At 41.3% G+C, this 21,121-nt stretch carries 15 protein-coding genes and 1 pseudogene; 13 read left to right on the forward strand and 3 right to left on the reverse strand.

The genetic code is table 11. The annotated features are described in order from the left end of the window. The first annotated feature begins 150 nt into the window (after positions 1-150). From ACWPWY_RS06875 to ACWPWY_RS06910, 8 genes and pseudogenes are all read left to right on the forward strand, one after another. Positions 151-1,971: an APC family permease gene (locus tag ACWPWY_RS06875; RefSeq protein WP_454190989.1), complete on the forward strand. Its 1,821-nt coding sequence runs from the start codon at positions 151-153 to the stop codon at positions 1,969-1,971. Between the two features lie 81 nt (positions 1,972-2,052). Beyond that, positions 2,053-3,404 (forward strand): annotated as a pseudogene (locus ACWPWY_RS06880) (IS3 family transposase). Positions 3,405-3,606: 202 nt separating this feature from the next. Next, entirely contained in the window at positions 3,607-3,996 is a 390-nt protein-coding gene (locus tag ACWPWY_RS06885) for a hypothetical protein (RefSeq protein WP_454190990.1), read from the forward strand. Between the two features lie 175 nt (positions 3,997-4,171). Then, the gene (locus tag ACWPWY_RS06890; RefSeq protein ID WP_454190991.1) at positions 4,172-5,422 is read left to right on the forward strand and encodes a stalk domain-containing protein; all 1,251 of its coding nucleotides are present in this window, start codon (positions 4,172-4,174) and stop codon (positions 5,420-5,422) included. Between the two features lie 228 nt (positions 5,423-5,650). Beyond that, entirely contained in the window at positions 5,651-6,028 is a 378-nt protein-coding gene (locus tag ACWPWY_RS06895; RefSeq protein ID WP_454190992.1) for a PH domain-containing protein, read from the forward strand. Positions 6,029-6,080: 52 nt separating this feature from the next. Further along, positions 6,081-6,671, forward strand: a complete 591-nt coding sequence (locus ACWPWY_RS06900) for a hypothetical protein (protein ID WP_454190993.1) — start codon at positions 6,081-6,083, stop codon at positions 6,669-6,671. A 52-nt stretch (positions 6,672-6,723) separates the two neighbouring features. After that, complete coding sequence (locus tag ACWPWY_RS06905; RefSeq protein ID WP_454190994.1) at positions 6,724-7,056, forward strand: hypothetical protein; 333 nt, start codon at positions 6,724-6,726, stop codon at positions 7,054-7,056. Between the two features lie 401 nt (positions 7,057-7,457). Then, positions 7,458-8,279 carry a class I SAM-dependent methyltransferase gene (locus ACWPWY_RS06910; protein WP_454190996.1) on the forward strand — a complete coding sequence of 274 codons (822 nt, stop codon included), beginning with the start codon at positions 7,458-7,460 and terminating at the stop codon, positions 8,277-8,279. 19 nt (positions 8,280-8,298) lie between these two features. Here the strand turns inward: ACWPWY_RS06910 and ACWPWY_RS06915 are convergent, their stop codons facing one another. Both ACWPWY_RS06915 and ACWPWY_RS06920 read right to left on the reverse strand, forming a co-directional pair. Next, complete coding sequence (locus tag ACWPWY_RS06915) at positions 8,299-8,991, reverse strand: YoaK family protein (protein ID WP_454190997.1); 693 nt, start codon at positions 8,989-8,991, stop codon at positions 8,299-8,301. Positions 8,992-9,064: 73 nt separating this feature from the next. Continuing rightward, positions 9,065-9,364: an MGMT family protein gene (locus tag ACWPWY_RS06920; protein WP_454190998.1), complete on the reverse strand. Its 300-nt coding sequence runs from the start codon at positions 9,362-9,364 to the stop codon at positions 9,065-9,067. Between the two features lie 449 nt (positions 9,365-9,813). Here ACWPWY_RS06920 and ACWPWY_RS06925 point away from each other — a divergent pair, with 449 nt between their 5' ends. Then, complete coding sequence (locus tag ACWPWY_RS06925; protein WP_454190999.1) at positions 9,814-14,010, forward strand: S-layer homology domain-containing protein; 4,197 nt, start codon at positions 9,814-9,816, stop codon at positions 14,008-14,010. Between the two features lie 92 nt (positions 14,011-14,102). Here ACWPWY_RS06925 and ACWPWY_RS06930 read toward each other — a convergent pair whose 3' ends face one another. Next, the gene (locus ACWPWY_RS06930) at positions 14,103-15,134 is read right to left on the reverse strand and encodes a zinc-binding alcohol dehydrogenase family protein (protein WP_454191000.1); all 1,032 of its coding nucleotides are present in this window, start codon (positions 15,132-15,134) and stop codon (positions 14,103-14,105) included. A 180-nt stretch (positions 15,135-15,314) separates the two neighbouring features. Between ACWPWY_RS06930 and ACWPWY_RS06935 the strand changes: the two genes are divergently transcribed. The 4 genes from ACWPWY_RS06935 (at position 15,315) to ACWPWY_RS06950 (ending at position 21,000) form a co-directional block, all read left to right on the forward strand. Next, on the forward strand, positions 15,315-15,791 hold the full coding sequence (locus ACWPWY_RS06935; RefSeq protein ID WP_454191001.1) for a VOC family protein: 477 nt from the start codon (positions 15,315-15,317) through the stop codon (positions 15,789-15,791). Between the two features lie 257 nt (positions 15,792-16,048). Next, entirely contained in the window at positions 16,049-17,893 is a 1,845-nt protein-coding gene (locus tag ACWPWY_RS06940; protein WP_454191002.1) for an assimilatory sulfite reductase (NADPH) flavoprotein subunit, read from the forward strand. A 38-nt stretch (positions 17,894-17,931) separates the two neighbouring features. Beyond that, complete coding sequence (gene cysI / locus ACWPWY_RS06945; RefSeq protein WP_454191003.1) at positions 17,932-19,656, forward strand: assimilatory sulfite reductase (NADPH) hemoprotein subunit; 1,725 nt, start codon at positions 17,932-17,934, stop codon at positions 19,654-19,656. 225 nt (positions 19,657-19,881) lie between these two features. Beyond that, entirely contained in the window at positions 19,882-21,000 is a 1,119-nt protein-coding gene (locus tag ACWPWY_RS06950) for a hypothetical protein (RefSeq protein WP_454191004.1), read from the forward strand. Positions 21,001-21,121 lie beyond the last annotated feature (121 nt).

The raw sequence follows: 21,121 nt of genomic DNA on the forward strand, positions 1-21,121 counted from the left end.
CCTGTATGAATTCGGCTTCGTTTGATTTCTTTCGACCTTCGTGCTCCTTTACCATCTAAAGGCAATGGGAGTATGATTCATCTGCTGAGAAGATATATACATAAACAATAAAAACTCAGCACTAGATACGGGGTAAAGAGGGAGATCATTATGGTTAGAAAAATGAAGCGATTATTGATTGGACGCCCTATGAAAAATAGCGAATTAGAAGGAGAGAAACTAAGTAAATTAAAAGCACTCGCCGTACTTTCTTCGGATGCGTTATCGTCAGTAGCTTATGGTACAGAACAAATTCTCATTGTTTTGATGGTAGTGGGTGCTGCAGCTGCCTGGTATTCCATACCAATTTCACTTGCAGTACTCGGACTACTCGTTATTCTAATATTCTCATATAGACAAACGATTTATTCATATCCCTCAGGCGGAGGCGCCTATATCGTAGCAAAAGATAATATCGGGTTATCAAGCGGTCTGCTCGCAGGAGGTTCCTTGCTTGTCGATTACATCTTGACTGTTGCCGTAAGTTCTTCCGCAGGAACGGACGCGATTACATCAGCTTTTCCAGTGCTTCATGATCATCGGGTTCTTATTGCACTCACCATGATTCTACTGCTTACGATTCTAAATCTGCGGGGGATTACGGAATCTGCCTCGGTCCTTGCATTACCGGTTTACTTATTTGTCTTTGCCATTGTTGTTCTGATTATTACCGGATTTATTAAATACGCTATGGGTGGAGCAGAACCGGCCATTCCGGTGGAATGGGGAAGCGCCGCAAACAATGTAAGTCTCTTTCTCTTGCTAAAAGCTTTCAGTTCCGGCTGTTCTGCGCTGACGGGTGTAGAAGCGGTATCCAATGCCATTCCTAACTTCCGGGCTCCAGCAGAGAAGAACGCTGCAAAAACATTAGTTATGATGGGCTCTATACTTGGATTTATGTTTTTAGGTATCAGTTTACTCGCCTACTGGTATGGGATTGTACCCAGTGAAAAAGAAACGGTTGTATCGCAAATTGCGAATTCCGTTTTTGGCAGAGGAACGATTTATTACATTATCCAAGGGGTTACGGCACTGATTTTATTTTTAGCAGCGAATACTGCTTATTCTGCTTTTCCATTACTTGCATTTATGTTAGCAAAAGATAAATTTATGCCACATATGTTTCTCGTTCGTGGTGATCGGCTCGGTTATTCCAACGGTATCATTTTCCTTGGCGTCTTATCTGCTGTACTCGTAATTGCTTTCCATGGAAATACAGAAGGGTTGATCCCGCTGTATGCGGTGGGGGTATTTATCCCATTTACCTTGTCCCAACTTGGTATGATGATCCGCTGGATTAAGCTAAAACCATCTGGCTGGTATGTTAAGCTACTTATTAATACGATTGGGATGCTGACTACTCTAAGTATCACACTGATCTTTATCTTCACCAAATTCAGTCAAGTATGGGCCGTCTTTATTTTCTTACCGCTGGTTATTTGGATCTTTATGCGGATTCACCGTCACTACATCCAAGTAGCAAATCAGCTTCGAATTAATATTCAGGAAGACAAACTACAAATTAAAGGAAGTACGATCGTCGTTCCCATTGGGGGAATTACAAGTGTTGTTCGCAATTCACTCAGTTATGCCAAGTCTTTAACCGATAATGTGGTTGCCGTATATGTAGGCTTTGATGATGACAGCATTCATAAGATGGAAGAGAAGTGGGAGGGATGGAATCCAGGCGTTAGACTCATTACCCTGAGATCCAGTTACCGAAGTATTGTAAAGCCGCTCATTAAATTCATAGATACGGTGGAATGGAAGAAAAATGAGACGGACCATATCACGATTTTGATTCCACAGTTTATTACAAAACACTGGTGGCAATATGTTCTTCATAATCAAACCAGTCTGCTGCTTCGAGCTTATCTTTTCCGTCATAAGGACGTCGTCATTTCTACAGTAACTTATCATCTTGATAAATAACACGAAAGAAAGAAACCGTCTCCTTAGTGAACTGCACCCCAAATGTTAGACATTAACTAACATTGGAGGTGCAGTTTTTATATGGCTAAGTTTAGTTCAGATAAAAAATTACAAGCAGTTATGCGTTATCAAAATGGATCGGAAGGAATAAAATCGATTGCGAAATCGATAGGAATCCATCATTCTGTCTTATTAAATTGGATTAAGCAATATGAGCACCATGGTGAAGAAGTTTTTAAAAAGCGCTATACACCGTATTCCATACAGGATAAACTAGACGTACTTAATTATATGAACGAATTCGGGACGTCTGCTAGAGAAACGGCCGCAATATTTAATATTGCAAGTCATAGCACCATTTTAAGCTGGCAAGAGAGCTTAAAATCACATGGAATGGACGCCCTAAGACCAAAGAAAAAGGGGCGTCCATCCGTGAAAAAAGAATCGATCAAACGAAAGAATCAAACGTTAGTAGAAGGGTCCGTAGAGGCCTTACAGGCAGAAGTGGAACGTTTACGAATGGAAAATGAGTATTTAAAAAAGTTAAATGCCTTAGTTCAAAACAAGAAAAAATCACCAAGGAAGACAAAGTAAAGGTCATCTATGAATTAAGGCATAAATACTCGGTGAAGGCGCTTGTGGCATTTTCGCTATTCCACGAAGCACATATTACGATGTAGTGAAGAAGCTAGATCGTCCAGATCCAGATGCTGACTTGAAGGCTGAAATCAAAGCGATTTACGAGGAACATGAAGGTCGATATGGCTATCGTCGCATTCGAGATGAACTAGCCAATCGTGAGCAAAAGGTGAACCATAAGAAAGTGCGCGTATCATGAAAGAATTAGGCTTAAAAAGCGTAGTTCGCATGAAAAAATATAAATCGTACAAAGGAACGGTGGGCAAAATTGCGCCAAATATTCTAAACCGTAACTTTACGGCAGAAGCTCCGAATGAAAAGTGGGTTACGGATATTACAGAATTTAAATTATTTGGTGAGAAGCTCTATTTATCAACTGTGTTAGACTTGTTTAACGGAGAAGTTATTACCTATACAATCGGCTCTAGACCAACGTATTCACTTGTTTCAGAGATGTTAGAAAAGGCTTTAGAACGTCTCCCGAAAAAACATAAACTATTGATACATTCAGATCAGGGATGGCACTATCAAATGAAGCAATATCGTCATGCCCTTGAATCAAGAAGAATTATTCAAAGTATGTCACGTAAAGGAAACTGTTACGACAACTCTGTAATGGAGAACTTCTTTGGCATTATGAAGTCAGAGTTCCTCTATTTAAAGGAATTTGAAAGTAAGAACATTTTAAATCAGAATTAGAAAAATATATCAATTACTATAATATGAAACGGATCAAGGCAAAATTCAAAATGAGTCCAGTGCAATACCGAACTCATTTTGAAAAAGTTGCCTAATGAAATAACCGTGTCTAACTTTAAGGGGTCACTTCATAGGAGGCGGTTTTCTAATTGATCCTGGTAAACATCTTTGAGCATATATTAATGAAGTAAAAATAAAACTCGCTTATCTTTAATAAGGGGGATTCGATAATCACAGCTAAATATGTTACTCTTGAAGTAGCGTTTGATTACTAAGTAACTAAAGGTGGATTAGCACTTGAAACGAGAGAAAAACAAAAAAAATATACTCACTTTTGGAAAAGAAAATAAGGAACTTGAAGTACCGATCAAAGCATCAGGCTCTTTGAACTGGGTTGGCTCTTTTCGCCTATTTAACGTATACCGAAAAGTAAAACCAACGCGTATGATTTTGCCTGCGCTCATTATATTGTATTTTATTTTAGCTCAGATGATCATCATGTTCTTCTCCATCCTGGTGTCCACGTCATTTCTTCCCGCCTTTCTGGTAGGTTTTGCGGTATGGGCGCTCTTGAACAAATATTTAATCTGGGTACTAAAAGAAACTACGGTCAGAACATTGATCAAAGAAGGATATACACCTCTTGAAAATGCAGACAAACAGTATGTAGATTCTTTGTATCTATAACTCTGATGTGTCACATAGCCGTTACTCAAAAAACCGTCATGTACGGTTTTTTTCTGTTTTTATAAACCAAGATAAGCAAAATAACCCATTTTACTGTAGATTTATAGTAGAATAGTAGTGGTAGTTGCTAGATTAATAGTTAATTACCACTATTACAGAAGAATGGGGAAAACATATGAAACCATGGGGAAAATTAATATTAAGCTGTGCGATACTACTAGGAGGTACGGTTGGTAGTACCGGTATTCCTTCCACTTATGCAGCAACGAATCAAGTGAAAATAGTGCTGGACGGTTACTCGCTACCGTTTCCCGTAGCACCTGTCGTAATTAGCGGAACAACTATGGTTCCTTTCCGGGCGATTTCTGAAGCACTTGGCATTGAAGTGCAGTGGAATCAGAAACTTAAAAAAATAACGGCTACCAAGCGGACAGATGAAGGAAGTAAAGTGGTGGAACTTACGATGGGAAGTAAGACAGCTAAGGTAAATGGACAAAATGTACCTCTTACTCTCGCACCAAGGACCATCAGTAATACGACAATGATCCCGCTAAGCTTCTTCAGTCAGCAGTTTGGAGCAGCCGTTGGTTGGAATCAAGCCGCAAAAACGGTATCGATCACTTCTCCAAGAGAAGAAATGTATACACTGGGATTCTACGCTCTTCGTTCTTATGATGAAATTAAGTATCTGCCAAGCCTAGATGCTGCAGCTTTCGGTTGGGGACGAATTGACCGGGACGGAAACTTTACAACCACAGGTGATGAATACAAATGGCCTTCTTCACTAGGGGACATCACAGGAGAGACGATAGTACAAGAAGCACAGAGTGTGGGTACAGCACCTTCTTTCATGGTATATGCGTTAGATGGACAACTTGAGCTTACGAAGAATCTAGAAGATAAGCAGCTTCAAGCTAAGACAATTGAGGGTATAGTGACTACTGCTGTAGAAAAAGGTTTTAAAGGAATTACACTTGATTTTGAAGGACTTGGACTCACTGGTGATTCTGCCAAGGTGAAGAGTGATTACAATGCTTTTGTCAAAGCGATGGCTACGCGCGCTCACTCGGAAGGACTTACCTTAACTCTTGCTCTCCATCCGATCAACAGTTCCTACAAAGGCTACGACTATAAAACGCTAGGAAATCTTGCGGATGAACTCATCATCATGGCATATGCTTTCGAAAATGAAAAAGGACCAGAACCTCTTGCCAAGGTAGACGAAGCGATTCGCCTTGCACTGAAAGAGACAAGTAAAGAAAAATTGCTCCTGGGTATATCCAGAGGTAGTGAAGATGCAGCGAGCATTAACAGTAAGATTGGTCTTGCCAAACGGTACGATCTCAAAGGAATAGCTCTGTGGAGACTAGGCATTATTGGTCCTGCGGCTTGGGCTGAGATGAATAAATCCATTGTACTTGACTAATTAAATTCATCCTTCATATAAGTAAGCTAAAGAACACAACCTCACTAAAAGGAGGCTGTGTTCTTTTTATTGTTATGAAGTGAATTAATTCATAATATCTTTTAATAAGTTATAAAATTGTTTGGTTGAGTAAATATTGGGGTTTGTTTTTCCTGAATTTCACTGCTCATTTCTATAAATATCCTATATAATATGGGAACAAACGATTTTTAGAAAGAGGGATTAGACATGGGTTTTTTTGATGGATTGTTAGGAAATGCTTCTCAAGTCAATTTAAATGAAATACAGAAGGAGTTTGCTCCTTTGCTTGCACCAAGCGAACAGATTGAGCGTGCGTACAAATTAATAAGGGATATGTTTATTTTTACGAATAAGCGTCTGATTATTGTCGATAAACAAGGGTTAACTGGGAGAAAAGTGGAGTATCATTCGGTTCCATATAAAAGTATCTCACATTATTCCATTGAGACGGCAGGACATTTCGATATGGAAGCTGAGCTGAAAATCTTTATCTCCAGCAGTACGGTACCGATTCAGAAAAACTTTAATAAAAGTACAAATATTTATGAAGTACAAAGTGTATTATCTCATTACATCTTGAACTAATGAAACGAGCAGGTTTTGATCACCTAGTACAGTCATCAGAGGAGCTTTAATTGTGATCGAAACTTGGAATGTTATTGCCTTGGCAGCGGTAGCCGTAGTACTTAGCTGTGGTGTCATTTTAATCTGTATCTGGATGATTAGAGCCGTGAGTAGAATAACAAGAAGGGGTAGAAACCGCTTAGTTCATCATGAGAAGATCAAACGAGTGGACTGGATCGTCCTTTTCTTGATAGGAACAGCTCTATTATCATTTTTATTGCTAACGACTTACCGGATTATAATATTGTTTATAAGTCCTGAAGATGTGGAAATATATACTATCCCCGAGAGTCTAACATATAAAGAAATCCTATCAAATATATTTAATGGACGTAGAAATGAACTTATGTGGAACCATTATCTCGGGGGGTTATTCTATTCTTTAGGTTTTATCTCTTTAGTGACCGGCGTGATGATCTTACTAGTGGTTATGTTGCGTAGATGGAAAGTCGAGCGAACCTTTAATAATGGAAAAGGGATGACTTTGTTAGGTAAAAACAATAATAAATTCAAAGACATGCGATTCACAGGTTATTTTCTTGCTATATTTTTATCTAAATTGTTTCATATTCTATGGGAATTATTTCGCGATTGGTATTTGTAGGTGATACAGCGGACCCTATAAGCTTTTTAGTCAGTCATCAAAGGAAGATGGAATGGGAATGGTTATGGATAATGACGTAGAGAATGGGTTTATAGTAACGATGCGCCGTATCATAAGCGGAGATTTGAGCGAAGTCATGTGGAATGATTATATAGCACTAGTCTTATACTTGGTGGGCGCGATCTGGCTTATTTCTTCTCTATATGTAGATATCAAACGGTACATCAAGCGGAGAATGAAAAAGCGTCAAGGGATGAGTGAAAGGGACATCTCCTCAAGTAGATGGGAACAACATGCACGGGGGCGTAAGTCACGTGAATACATAGATCCTGGGATACTCATCGCAGTTGCCTTTTTGTTTAGAGATTGGTATACCTTTTTCTAAAAAGGATTGATAGAGACGTTCTATAATTTGTGTGAAATCTTTTTGTTATGGGGCTTACATATTGGCTATAGCATTTATAGTAGTTAGATATTATACTGTAAAAAATATACATACATATGTGATGATGGGTCTCGTTTTTCGGAAGCGAATCTACAGAGAACTGCTGGTATGCTGAGAGGCAGGATGATGGCCGAAGAACTGCTCACCCCGGAGCAAGAGTGGATCATGATGATTGATACTCCGTCTAACCAGCGTTAACAGGTCTTTAAGATGTGGTGAGAATATAAGATGTAGGATTGTCTATATTTCATCACAAAGAAGAGTGGTACCGCGTCAGACGTCAGCCTGTCGCCTCTTTTGAGGCGGCGGGCTTTTTATTTTCTATAAGGGAGGCAGTTACCATGAATCATATTATTGATTACTATTCCCGTTTTGACGAATGGGGAAGGCTTGACCGCGAACCATTGGAGTTTATCGTGAACATGCATTTTATAAATAAGTATTTACCGCAGCAGGGACATCTGCTGGATAACGGGGCCGGACCCGGAAAATATGCCATGAAGCTCGCACAAGAAGGATACCAAATCAGTTTATCTGATGTAACGCCTGCCCTTGTTGATATTGCGAAAGAGCAAGCAAAAAAGCAGCAATTAGAGTCTGCGTTTAGTGGTTTTTATGTTCAGAATGCGACAGATTTACATGAGCTAACAGATAACTCATTTGATGCAAGTCTGATGCTTGGGCCTATGTACCATCTTCAAAGAGAAGATGAAAGAATGACAGCAGTCCAGGAACTATATAGAGTGACGAGAGAGGAAGGAATCGTCTTTGTCGCATTCCAATCCCGCACGAGAATGCTGTTCAATTCACTTCAGAATCCTAATCATTGGAAGCCGAATCATACGATGGAAGGGATCGAAGCATTTTTATCCAGTAGCAGCTTTACACATGATGAACCAGGCAGATTTACGGGTGCTTATTACTATGGAGTGGAAGAAATTCAGCCTTTTATGGAAAGTAACGGATTCAGTATGATCGAGCTGATTGGTTCAACGAGTATCGGAGGATTGCTGGACACAAAAGCACAAGAATACTGGAAAGAGCAGGGGGAAGAAGCTTATCAGAAGTTTATTTCTCTTATGATTCAAACGGCAACTGACCCTTCGATCCTCGGCGTATCTTCTCACTTGTTGTATATAGGACGTAAAAGCAAAAGAAAATAGGAGTTCTCCTGATTCATATTTATTCGTGTGCAGCACGCTGAGCAGGAGAAACACACATCATAAAAAAGACAATAAGAAGAAGACCGCTTGCAACCCATACCGCTTGATCTTCTAGATGATACGTGGCAAATGTTCCGATAAAAGCCCCACCTAGAAATGAACTGATGATCGTGGCAAACTTTTTAAATTGAACGGATGCAGATTGATCTTTACGAAACAAAGAAATATAGAGGGCTCTAGATGCTGTATATAAATTCCCTGTTGTCACGGTCGTATTATAAGTCCAACCCTCTAGAGAACGAAAGGTCGAGATTTGCAGGGAGCCGACAAATACAATTAAAATCGTTACAATCATGTTAGGAACGGCAGCAGGAAGAAACCCAACGCCGAAAAGAACAAGAATCTCTAGCAAAAGTACAGCTCTCGAAGGATCTAATAATTTTCGTATGATCCAGGGATGATTGAGCATTTGCGCGACGAATACTCCGGTTATGAAGGCTGCAATAGGTGGGATGCGTACAAGAGCTTCATGCACGTTCCCCTTGGCAGCCTCAATACCGAGAAGAACCATATTCCCTGTTTGGGCGGTAGAGAACACTCCATCCCTGCCAATGTAAGTATAAGCATCGAGGTAACCTGCAACGAGTGATAGTAGGGCGCCTATATAAACCGATTCTGGAGTTAAATTCTTTGGGATTCGTTTACGGAACATATCAGACTTCCTTTGTTATTTACTTCTCTTCAAGATGCCTAATCTGTCCTTATTTTATTCACTTTAGAAGGGCTCAAATTTGATATCTCGTAAGGTCAATTTGCTTCGAAAGATCGAGCTCAATCCCTTCGCTTTCAAGCAAACTTTGCTGCAATGAACGGTCCCATTCATCACTCATCGAGATTTCCCCTTGCTTATTTACTACCCGGTGCCAAGGTAGATTATATTTTTCGCTCATTGAATGCAGGATTCGTACGACTTGCCTTGCTGCCCGAGGACTGCCTGCCAAGGCAGCTACTTGGCCATAGGTCATCACTTTTCCTTCTGGAATCGATTGTATGATATCTATAACTCTTGCTGTAAAAGGCTGCATAAATACAAACTCTCCTCTTCTTAATCACATGTATTTTAGTATAACAGAAGATATAGAAGTTGAATAAAGTACGAGTTCCCTACCATTAATTATTTTCAAAATCCTGATTTAAAGGAACACACGAAAACTCTCCGCTTCGTTGAAGCAGGGAGTTTTTTGAGTCGAATACAAAATTACAAATTTATGGGTTGACTGGATGTAAAAACAAACGGTAATATATTAGTGCAAACGGTTTCATTGTGGAGTGAGGCAGAAATATAGATATAGAAGTGATAACCAATACTATTCTTAGTAAAAGTAGAGAAACGAGGTGGTATCCTTCTTTCTGAGGCGTTAGATCATTCTGAAACTCGACAAAAAAGAGCAAAGATCGCTGTTTTGTGCAAACGTTTCCACAAAAGAGATATGCTTTTTGATAACTGAATAAATCAAACGAAGGAGGACTTTTTATGATGTATTCTGTCAGGCTAATGGCTATGTTATTGTTCGTTTTTATGCTCGTGATTACAGGATCAGGCTGGCATGCACTCACTGCTTCGGCCGCGGACAATGGGGTTCCTGAACATCATCTACGCATTCATTACGAAGGAGACGGTGAGGGATACGGGGTATGGATATGGGAAGATGTGGTTTCTCCACCCCAAACCTGGCCTACAGATGCAATTCCCTTTTCTGCAGAACAACAGGATACATATGGAGCCTACATCGATATACAGCTAAAAGAAGCTGCACAAAAAGTAGGGTTTCTAATCGTAAACCGGGAGACTGGACAAAAAGACGGAGGAGACAAAATGGTCTACGTAGACAACTTGTCTGTGAATGAAGTATGGGTGAAGAAAGGATCTGATAAAGTATATCCTCAGGAACCAGAGATTACTACCGAATTATTATCGGCAAAAGTAACTTCCGAAAGTCAGATTCGGCTCCACTTTTCAGGAACAAAAGGACTGTCAGATGAACAGCTCTTAAACGAAATCATCGTCAAAGACCGTAATGATGAATTGGTTCAAGTGAATAAGGCGGAGATCGTGAGTGACAGGATCGTTAATCTCGCAGCAGAAGTGACAATGGACAAATTGCCCGTAACCATCACTTATGCAGAGATCGCAGTCACGTCTGTAACCGACTATAAAATGATCGATGCTGAGTATTCGTATGATGGTAACGATCTTGGGGCTAGCTATGCACCCGAAAAAGTGACGTTTAAAATCTGGTCTCCAACGGCTTCGAGCGTAACCTTGAACGTCTACGACAAGGATGACTCAACGAATAGGATTGGAAGCAAGCCGCTTACGTTGGGTGAGAAAGGCGTATGGGAAGCAGAAGTTCAGCCATCTGAGATGAATACAACTGATTTGAAAGGTTACTTTTATCAGTATGAGGTAGTGAATAACGGAGAAAGCCGTAAAGTATTAGATCCTTACGCGAAATCAATGGCTGTGTTTCAAGTCGGTACGAACGGAAACGCAGGTCCAGATGGTGATACCGTTGGGAAAGCAGCCATAGTAAATCTAGAGGGTACGAACCCGCAAGGATACGATTATGCAACGATTGATGGATATAAGAAGAGGGAAGATGCGGTAATCTACGAACTGCATGTGAGAGATTTTACATCGGATCCTTCTATAGAAGGTGAGTTAGGTGATACGCGATGGGGATCGTATGCAGCAGTTAAACAAAAACTTAACTACATTAAATCGTTAGGAGTAACTCACGTACAGCTTCTTCCTATTATGGCTTGGTATTATGGCGATGAGACGAAGATGGACGAACGGGAACTAACGTATTCTGCTAAAAATAATGAGTACAACTGGGGTTATGATCCGCATCATTACTTCTCCCCCGATGGTGCATATTCCGAAGACCCAACTAATCCGGAGCTGCGGATCCGTGAAACGAAAGAAATGATCGATGCGATTCATGATGCCGGTATGGGAGTCGTTCTAGATGTTGTATATACCCATATGGCAAAAGCAGAATTTTTGAATGATATTGTGCCTAATTATTACGCATGGCAGGAAGAAACAGGGAGTTTCGTCGGGGGATTCGGTAACAACCTCGCTACGAATCATGCAATGGCTGAAAAATTAATGATCGATTCCGTAAAATACTGGTTTGAAGAATACAAAATTGATGGTATGCGCTTTGATATGATGGGCGATGCCACGTACCGCTCCATTCAAAAAGCGTACGATGCAGCAGCAGCGCTTAATCCAAATGCTCTATTCATCGGAGAAGGATGGAGAACTTTTAGCGGTGCATTAGCAGAACCTTCTCTTGCCGGACAGGGTGCAGATCAAGACTGGATGGACCAGACGGATGATGTGGGTGTGTTCTCTGATGAGATCCGAAATGAACTCAAATCTGGATTTGGTTCCGAAGGAGAGCCGCGTTTTCTTACCGGAGGAGCTCGTGATATAGAGCTCATTCTGAGCAATATTAAAGGACAGCCAAGCAATACACCAGCAGACGACCCCGGAGATATGGTTCAGTATATCGAAGCCCACGACAATCTGCCTTTATATGATGTCATTGCGCAGTCCATTAAGAAGAACCCTGCCATTCCGGAAAATGATGTGGAAATTCATCAGCGTATCCGGCTAGGGAATCTCATGATTCTTACATCACAAGGTACGGCATTCCTTCATGCTGGTCAAGAATATGGACGAACGAAACAGTGGTTCGGAACAGGAGTTCCGGAGCAGAAGTATCATGCTTTTGAAGATGAGGAAGGTGAAGTCTTTGGATATTTTATTCATGATTCCTACGATTCTTCTGATGCAATTAATAAATTTGATTGGTCCAAGGCTACGGATAGCAATCAATATCCCGTAAATAACGTAACACGAAAGTATACAGAGGGACTTATTCAACTACGTAAATCAACCAATGCATTTCGTCTGGGAGATAAAGAACTGGTTGACCGTAATATCAGTTTAATTGCGGCCCCAGAGATAAATAAGAACGATTTAATCATTGCCTACAAAAATCAATCAACGGATCAAACAGGTGATTTCTATGTCTTCTTAAACGCAGACCTTTCAGAGAGAACATTAACACTTCCTGTTGATTTAACAAAAGGAAAAGTTGTCGTGGATCAAGATGAAGCCGGGATATCACAGATCCAGAACCCTACCGGTTATGTTCTGAAGAAAGATTCCATCACTTTGGAGCCACTTACCGCTGTCATTATCCAAATGAATTCATCTGCTGAAAACCCAGCGGTGCCAGAGCCTTCAGAACCTTCTGTACCGTCAAAACCAACACACCCTACAACTCCTGCCGTGCCTTCCGTTTCAGGTCAAGAAGAGAAGTGGGAGCAAGAGTTAACTGCTTTGCTTACTAATATTCCTACGGATTCGAAGACAGCTGCAAAAGAAATCATGAATATAGTCAAACCGCTGCTCATTGTGACCAAATTCAGTACCACCATAGATCAGACCGGAACTACAATCGTAACACCTGACTCCTCCGCATTGAATCAATCCTATAAACGTCTTCATAGGGCATGGGATCAGATTTCAAAACTAGATAAAACACAGCATAAAGATCTCCTGCTTACATTGCAGCAAGAGCTTCAGGTAGTAATCGATACGAAATCAGTTCAAGGGGAGAAGATATCCGTCTACCTGCCGACTTCTTTTGTAGAACAAGTCCATCTATTATCATCAGGCGTTCAGTTTATATCAAACTCAGGAAGTGTCACAATCCCAGCAGGGGCGATAGAGGCGAAACAATTGATTCCTAATGGATCTTTTGTAATCACCTTATCTAAAGCATCGGATGCCTCAACTATTCATGCTGCTTCTATGAAAGCAGTGGGAGATGGACTGAATTTCTCAATGAAGGTCATCCAAAATGGAAATGGTGGTGCCACGAGTGAAATTCATCATTTCATAAAACCTATATTGCTAGAGGGATTGTACTCATCAGAACAAGTGCTAAACCTGAACAAAATAGGATGGTATAAGAAATCTAGTGATCAAAAGCTTCATTACGTAAGTGATGTATATGAGGAACAGGTCAATCTATTAGAAACAAAACAAACGGGAACCTACTTCTTGCTTGAATCTACTCATACCTTCAGTGATATTCATCTAAGCTATGCGAAAAATGATATCGAATATCTAAGTACAAGACAGATCGTAAACGGAATAACAGACGATAAATTTGCGCCTAAGCTGAAGGTGACTAGGGGACAAATTGCAGTCATTCTTGGCCGGATGTTAGATCTATCTGAGGAGACAACAGTAAATCGTAAATTCACAGATGTTGAGCCTCGGAAGTTTTACAGCGGTTATATAAATGCCCTGACATCCGCTGGAATTGTAGAAGGAGATCCTAATCATACGTTCCGCCCAGAACAAAACATCACCCGTGAAGAAATGATAACTGCGCTGATGAAAGCGTATGAATACAAAACAGGTCAGAAATTAACCGATATTCCAGGGTATAAGGAAGCTGAATTCCGTGATATTTCCAAGGTAAGTGCTTATGCAAAATCAGCTGTGAATGCAGCTAAAGCGCTTGGTATTATGGAAGGGAATGGGGGCCAATTTCAGCCAAAAGATATAGCTACTAGGGAACAACTCGCAAAAATGGCAGTACAGTTCCTAAAATCTACGGATGCAGTAACAGAAGAATAAAACAAAAGAATAACAAGGTCTTCTTAGGGAAATCTTCTTATATTAGAATGAAAGAAGGGACAGCGAGCATGCTGTCCCTTCTTTTTATTTTGCTAAAAATGTTCGAGTACTAATTTCCCAATCATATCCCCTTGTTCGACGATCGAATGGGCTTTTCGAAGATTGGCCGCATGAATAGGTTCAAGTCTCTCCGTAAGGGTTGTATGGATCTTCTTCTGATCCGCAAGTGTACTTAGTTTATTAAGGATGTCGTGCTGTCTAATCATATCTTCAGTCGCATACATGGCCCGAGTAAACATATACTCCCATACAAATCCTGCACTTTTACTTTTTAGCGGAGAAAGGTCGAGAGGATAATCGGATTCAACGATGGTACCTATTGTCCCTTGGGGGGCAACCAGTTCACACATCGCTTCATAATGCTCTCCCGTACTATTTAGACAGAAGATATAGTTAATATAAGTGTAACCTAGTTCTCTAACTTGGGAGACCAGATCTTCTCTATGATTCACCACATGATCTGCTCCTTGTTTCTTAACCCAGTTGATAGATTCTGGGCGAGAAGCCGTTGCAATGACCGTAAGACCAGCATGTTTAGCAAGCTGCGTTGCTACCGAGCCAACACCACCGGCTCCGCTAATAATGAGAATTGTTTTATTATGATTATCCGCTGCATTCTCAGAAATACCAATTCGATCAAACATCCCTTCCCATGCAGTTAAGCCTGTTAAAGGCAGGGCTGCCGCTTCAGCAAAGGTTAATGTAGCAGGTTTATGGCCGACAATTCGCTCATCCACGAGATGAAACTCACTATTTCCCCCTTGGCGAGTGATCGTTCCTGCGTAGAATACTTCATCTCCTGGTTTAAATATGGTACAGGACTCGCCTACTTCTTCCACAATACCCGCCACATCATAACCAAGTATTTTGGGCTGTTCTTCTTTTTTATCCTTAGGTGCTCGGACCTTTGTATCTACAGGATTTACAGATACCGCTTTTACTTTTACTAGCAAATCTCGACCGGACGGAGTTGGTTTTTCTATGGAAAGGTCTATGAGACTTTCTGGATCTTCGATGGGTAAATATCGATATAACCCTACCGCTTTCATTAGATTATCTGTCATGATAAATCCTCTCCTTTTTTACATATGTTCTTTCATTCTCTCATCATACACTCCCTATATTACTAACCATGTTTTTGAAGAGCTATGCAGTGATGAGGTTCACGCAGAATCAATTAAGAACGTATTTTTTGATTAATGATCCTTATAAAAAGGGTATGAAGAGGAAGGAGGGATGTACAGATGATCGCCATTACACATATTGGATTATCCGTTCCAGATTTAGATCAAGCGATACGTTGGTATGAAGAAGTGCTCGGTTTTGAAAAAATAGCAGGTCCATACTCTTTCGATCAAGATAAAGAGAAACAACACAATATGACGAACGATCTGCAGGGACAAGAAGTACGAAAGATGCGAAATGCTCATTTAACTTGTGGAAATCAAGTGGGACTTGAATTATTTGAATTCGAGGAGCCGAGAAGAACACAGGTGCCAAAGGGAAAATATGATGGATTCTTTCATCTATGTTTGCTGGTAGACGATATTGAAGCGGTGGCTAACCGGATTGAAGCTACAGGCGGTAAAAAAACAAGTGAAATGTGGAATACGAGGAATGGTAAACCTTATTACCTGCAGTATTGCGAAGATCCGTTCGGAAATATTCTAGAATTGTATAATAAAAGTACGGAACTAATGTATGGAAATAAAGAAAACTAACGTTTTAATAAGTTATGAAATTAATTCATCTATAGAAATAAGGAGAACTTCCACTTGGGTCATGGACCTGATCTTGTGGAAGTTTTTTCATTTTGGATGCAAATAGGGGTTCCTAATAAGGTTTATCAGCTTAACTAATAAGTACTATAAGATGATTCTAATTGACCAGGTATTAACAGCTGTGGTAGTTTCAGTATAGATAAATAATTCTGATGAACTTACTGAGAATTAAATTCAATCATCCGAGGTGGATCTTATTGGAACTTCAGGCGAATAACAGCCCATTTACTCAGGAACAGACGGAACTACTTAATCGTTTATTACCTACTCTATCACAAACACAGCTCATTTGGCTAAGTGGATATTTTACTGCCAAACAATCTGCGGGAACTCAAGTTGTCTCTAGTGAGGGAACAAGTAGTCTAGCTTCCACAATCCATGAGACTTCAGCTCCTGTAGCTGTAGTTAGTAAGGACATTACCGTACTGTTTGGTTCTCAAACAGGTAACAGCAGCAGTCTAGCTAAAAAAATGACAAAAAAATTGGAGGAGCAAGGATTCCAGGTGAATCTGAGCTCGATGAGTGACTTTAAGACAAATCAACTTAAAAAGCTTCAAAACCTCCTCATTGTAGTCAGTACTCATGGAGAAGGAGAACCGCCGGATAGTGCGATTGCATTTCATGAGTTTTTGAATAGTAAACGTGCACCGAAGCTTGAACAGCTGAAATATTCCGTTCTTGCGCTCGGGGATACATCATATGAGTTCTTCTGTCAAACAGGTAAAGACTTTGATACACGCCTTGAAGAATTGGGGGCAAATCGTCTGACACCCCGTATGGATTGTGATGTTGATTTTGACGAATCTGCTACGGATTGGATGAGTCAGGTACTAGAATCTCTTGGTGAGAAGTCAGCAGCGAATCTAGTAAGTGTAAGCAGTGTAGGGGCAGCAGCCTCGGTAGCAGCAGAGTCAGTATATAGCCGCTCCAATCCATTCCAAGCTGAAGTACTTGAGAATCTGAATTTGAACGGACGAGGTTCAGACCGGGAAACAAGGCATTTGGAATTATCTCTGGAAGGTTCGGGGCTCACTTATCAAGCAGGAGACAGTCTCGGAATTTATCCGCAGAATCACCCGCAACTGGTTGAAGATATCATCTCAGCTTCAGGATGGAATGCAGAAGAGCTCGTACCGTTATCCAAAAATAAAGGCGAAGTTTCATTAAGAGAAGCTCTTCGATCCCATTATGAAATCACTGTTCTCACTAAACCGCTGCTTGAGCAAATTGTGAAGATTACAGCAAATGCAGAACTGAGAAAACTGCTTGAACCAGGTAATGAACAACAGCTCCGCAGTTATATTTCAGAACACGATTTACTTGATCTTATACTGGATTACAAGCTTGAAGGGGTATCTGCTAAGGACTTTGTATCTGTGCTTCGTAAAGTTCCAGCTAGACTCTATTCTATAGCAAGCAGTCCAAGTGCTTATCCAGATGAAGTGCATCTGACTGTGCGTACAGTTCGCTACGAACACAAAGGGCGTAATCGGTATGGAGTATGCTCCACACAGCTGGCAGAACGCATTCAGCCTGGAGAGACACTGCCTGTTTTTATCCAAGAAAATGATGGATTTAAACTTCCTGATAACCCTGACGCACCGATCATCATGGTTGGCCCAGGCACAGGGGTTGCACCTTTCAGAGCATTTCTCGGTGAAAGAGAAGAGAACGGCAGCGAGGGTAAGAACTGGCTCATCTACGGAGATCAGCATTTTGCAACCGACTTTCTCTATCAAGTGGAATGGCAGCGCTGGCTTGCGGACGGAATCCTTACTAATATGGACGTTGCCTTCTCACGTGACACGGATCAGAAAGTTTATGTTCAGCACCGGATGCAGGAAAGAAGCCGTGAGATTTACGAGTGGCTGCAAGAAGGAGCATACATATATGTGTGTGGGGATGAGAAAAAAATGGCACACGACGTTCATTCCACGCTTGCTGCAATCCTTGTACAAGAAGGCGGCATGACGATGGAACAAGCAACCGATTATTTGATAGATCTTCAACAGCAAAAACGATACCAGCGTGATGTCTATTAAGCCGGCGGCTTTATATAGATACGAGAGGAGATACCAGCATGGCTATAAATGAACTTTATCCACCTCAAAATGCGCCTCACAGTGATGTCGAGGAGATTAAACGACGCAGTGATTTTTTAAGAGGGAGTCTTGTTCAAACTTTAAAGGATCCGATCACAGGATCGATTCCGGAAGATGATAACCGGTTGATGAAGCACCACGGAAGTTATATGCAGGATGATCGTGACTTGCGTAATGAGCGTGCCAAACAAAAGCTTGAGCCGGCATATCAGTTCATGCTTCGTGTTCGCGCCTCAGGTGGAGTGGTCACGCCAGAACAATGGCTTATGATGGACCGTATCTCACATAAGTATGGTAATGACACGATCCGATTAACCACTCGCCAATCTTTTCAGCTGCATGGAGTACTAAAGTGGAATCTTAAAAATACGATTCGTGAAGTAAACGATGCACTGCTTAGCACCCTAGCTGCATGTGGAGATGTAAACCGGAATGTCATGTGTAATCCGAACCCTTATCAGTCTGAAGTGCATGAAGAAGTCTATGAGTGGGCTCGTAAAGTAAGTGATCATCTCGATCCGAGAACGCGTGCTTACCACGAGATCTGGCTTGATGAAGAGAAGATTATTGATAGCCGTGACAACGAATGGGAACAAGAACCTATCTATGGAGCGGTATACTTACCACGTAAGTTTAAGATCGGGATTGCGGTACCTCCATCGAATGATGTCGATGTATTTTCACAGGATTTAGGACTTATTGCCATCGTTGAAGACGGGAAACTGAAGGGCTTTAACATTTCTGCCGGCGGCGGGATGGGAATGTCTCACGGGGATACCAAAACGTATCCGCAAGTCGGAAAAGTCATTGGCTTCTGTAAGCCTGAACAAATGGTGGATATTGCTGAGAAGATTGTAACCATTCAGCGGGACTATGGAGATCGTGCTGTTCGGAAGCATGCTCGTTTTAAATATACGGTTGATGATCGTGGGATAGACTGGCTTAAAAATGAATTAACTGCTCGTCTTGGATATCCATTGGAAGAAGCAAGACCATACGCATTTGATCACAACGGAGATCGTTACGGCTGGATTCAAGGAAGTAATGGGAAGTGGCATTTTACACTGTTTATTCAGAATGGCCGTATCGTAGATCTTGAGGATTACCCGCTCATGACAGGACTTCGCGAGATTGCCAAGATTCACAAAGGTGATTTCCGCTTAACGGCGAATCAGAACCTGATCATTGGAAATGTAGGGAACAAGAGCAAGAAGAAGATTGAAAAATTGATTCAGGAATACAAACTCACAGATGGTCTTCATTATTCTGCTCTTCGCAGAAGTTCAATGGCTTGTGTCGCGCTTCCTACCTGCGGACTCGCTATGGCGGAATCAGAACGTTATTTACCTTCCTTAATGGATAAACTTGAACCCATGCTTGAACGTAATGGCCTTCGTGATAAAGAGATTGTGATTCGGATGACCGGTTGTCCTAACGGATGTGCTCGTCCTATGCTCGCCGAACTTTCGTTTATTGGAAAAGGTCCTGGCAAATACAATATGTATTTAGGCGGAGCCCATAACGGTTCTCGTCTAAACAAGCTTTATAAGGAAAACATCGGGGAAACAGAGATTTTGGAATCTCTTGAACCTATCATTTCAAGATATGCTGTAGAACGTAATGACGGTGAACATTTTGGTGATTTTGTGATCCGTGCGGAGTACGTTGATGCGGTACATGATGGTCAGCAATTCCATGCATAGCATTTCATTTAGCACGAATTAGCTAAAAAGCAGTTTCTCGGTATTTATCCGGGGGGCTGCTTTTTTTATGTGGAACTTCTCAATGTAGGGTCAGAACCGTCCGATCTTCTTCTCATCGGATTAGGACTTTGGCAAGAAGCATTCTTCACGTATAATGGGATAGCATGGGTCTGAAAAGGTCTACCGTATGATTCAGCATGATTAATCTTATAAGGACGTGTTACCGTGGCAGAGCCGCTTAAAAATGTATATAATGAAGCTTTTTTGTTACAGTTAGGTCGAAAAATATCGGCTGCCTATTCTCCTTTTCAAGTAGATTCATTCATTCAGCAAGTAATGGATGAGAGCTTTGAAGCGAAAGCTTTAAAAGAACGGATACGTACCATCACGATTGCGATGGGAACCTTTTTACCTGAGCGTTATGAGGATGCGATCCAGATCTTATTTACCGTGGGCGAATCTTGTTCCGGTTTTCCATACCTGATCATGCCGGATTTTGTGGAGGTCTTTGGTCAAGAGGAGCAGCACTGGGACCTCTCCATGCAGGCGTTAGAGAAATTCACCCAGCACTCCTCTGCGGAGTTTGCTGTAAGACCGTTCATTATTCATCACCCCGAGAAAATGATGGTTCAAATGAGGAAATGGTCTTTACATCCTGTAGACCATGTAAGACGTTTAGCCAGTGAAGGGTGTAGACCCAGACTACCTTGGGGACAGGCCCTCACCCTGTTTAAACAAGATCCTGCTCCGATTCTCCCCATACTGGAACAATTAAAGGCAGATCCTTCTTTATATGTACGTAAGAGTGTTGCCAATAACTTAAATGATATAGCCAAGGATCATCCGAATATCGTAATAGAAACGGCGCGTAGATGGATTGGGCACGACCCCTATACGGACTGGATTGTAAGACATGGCTGCAGAACACTGATACGTAAAGCTGAACCTGAGGTGATGGCTCTCTTCGGATATGCGGAATCAGCGGAAGGGACAGAATTAGTATCTGAGGCAGAGATTACGGCGAGTCCAATCGCCTTACACATCGGAGAAAGCTGTGATCTTAGTTATAATTTAGTTGTGAGGGAAGGCGATCCTGCGCGGCTGCGTATTGAGTATGGAATTGATTTTGTGAAGTCCAGCGGACAAGTTTCACGTAAGAAGTTTCTATTGTCCGATAAAACGGTAGCGGGAGGGACACGTATCAGCGGATCTAGAAAACATCGCTGGGCTGATCTGACGACCCGCAAGCATTATGTCGGTGTACACCGAATCGCACTCCTCATTAATGGGCAGGAATCCGCTTTTACGGAAATTGATTTGAAGCCTGCTATCTTCATAGATTAATTACTTTGAATTTATAAACTTACGGCCGAGACTGCTCAACTTTATTGAGCAGTCTTTTTTTACGTCAATTGAGTAAGGTTCCTTTGTATTCTCCATGCATAGGGGAAGTAGCTAGAGACAA

The organism is Paenibacillus sp. Marseille-Q7038 (assembly GCF_965111595.1).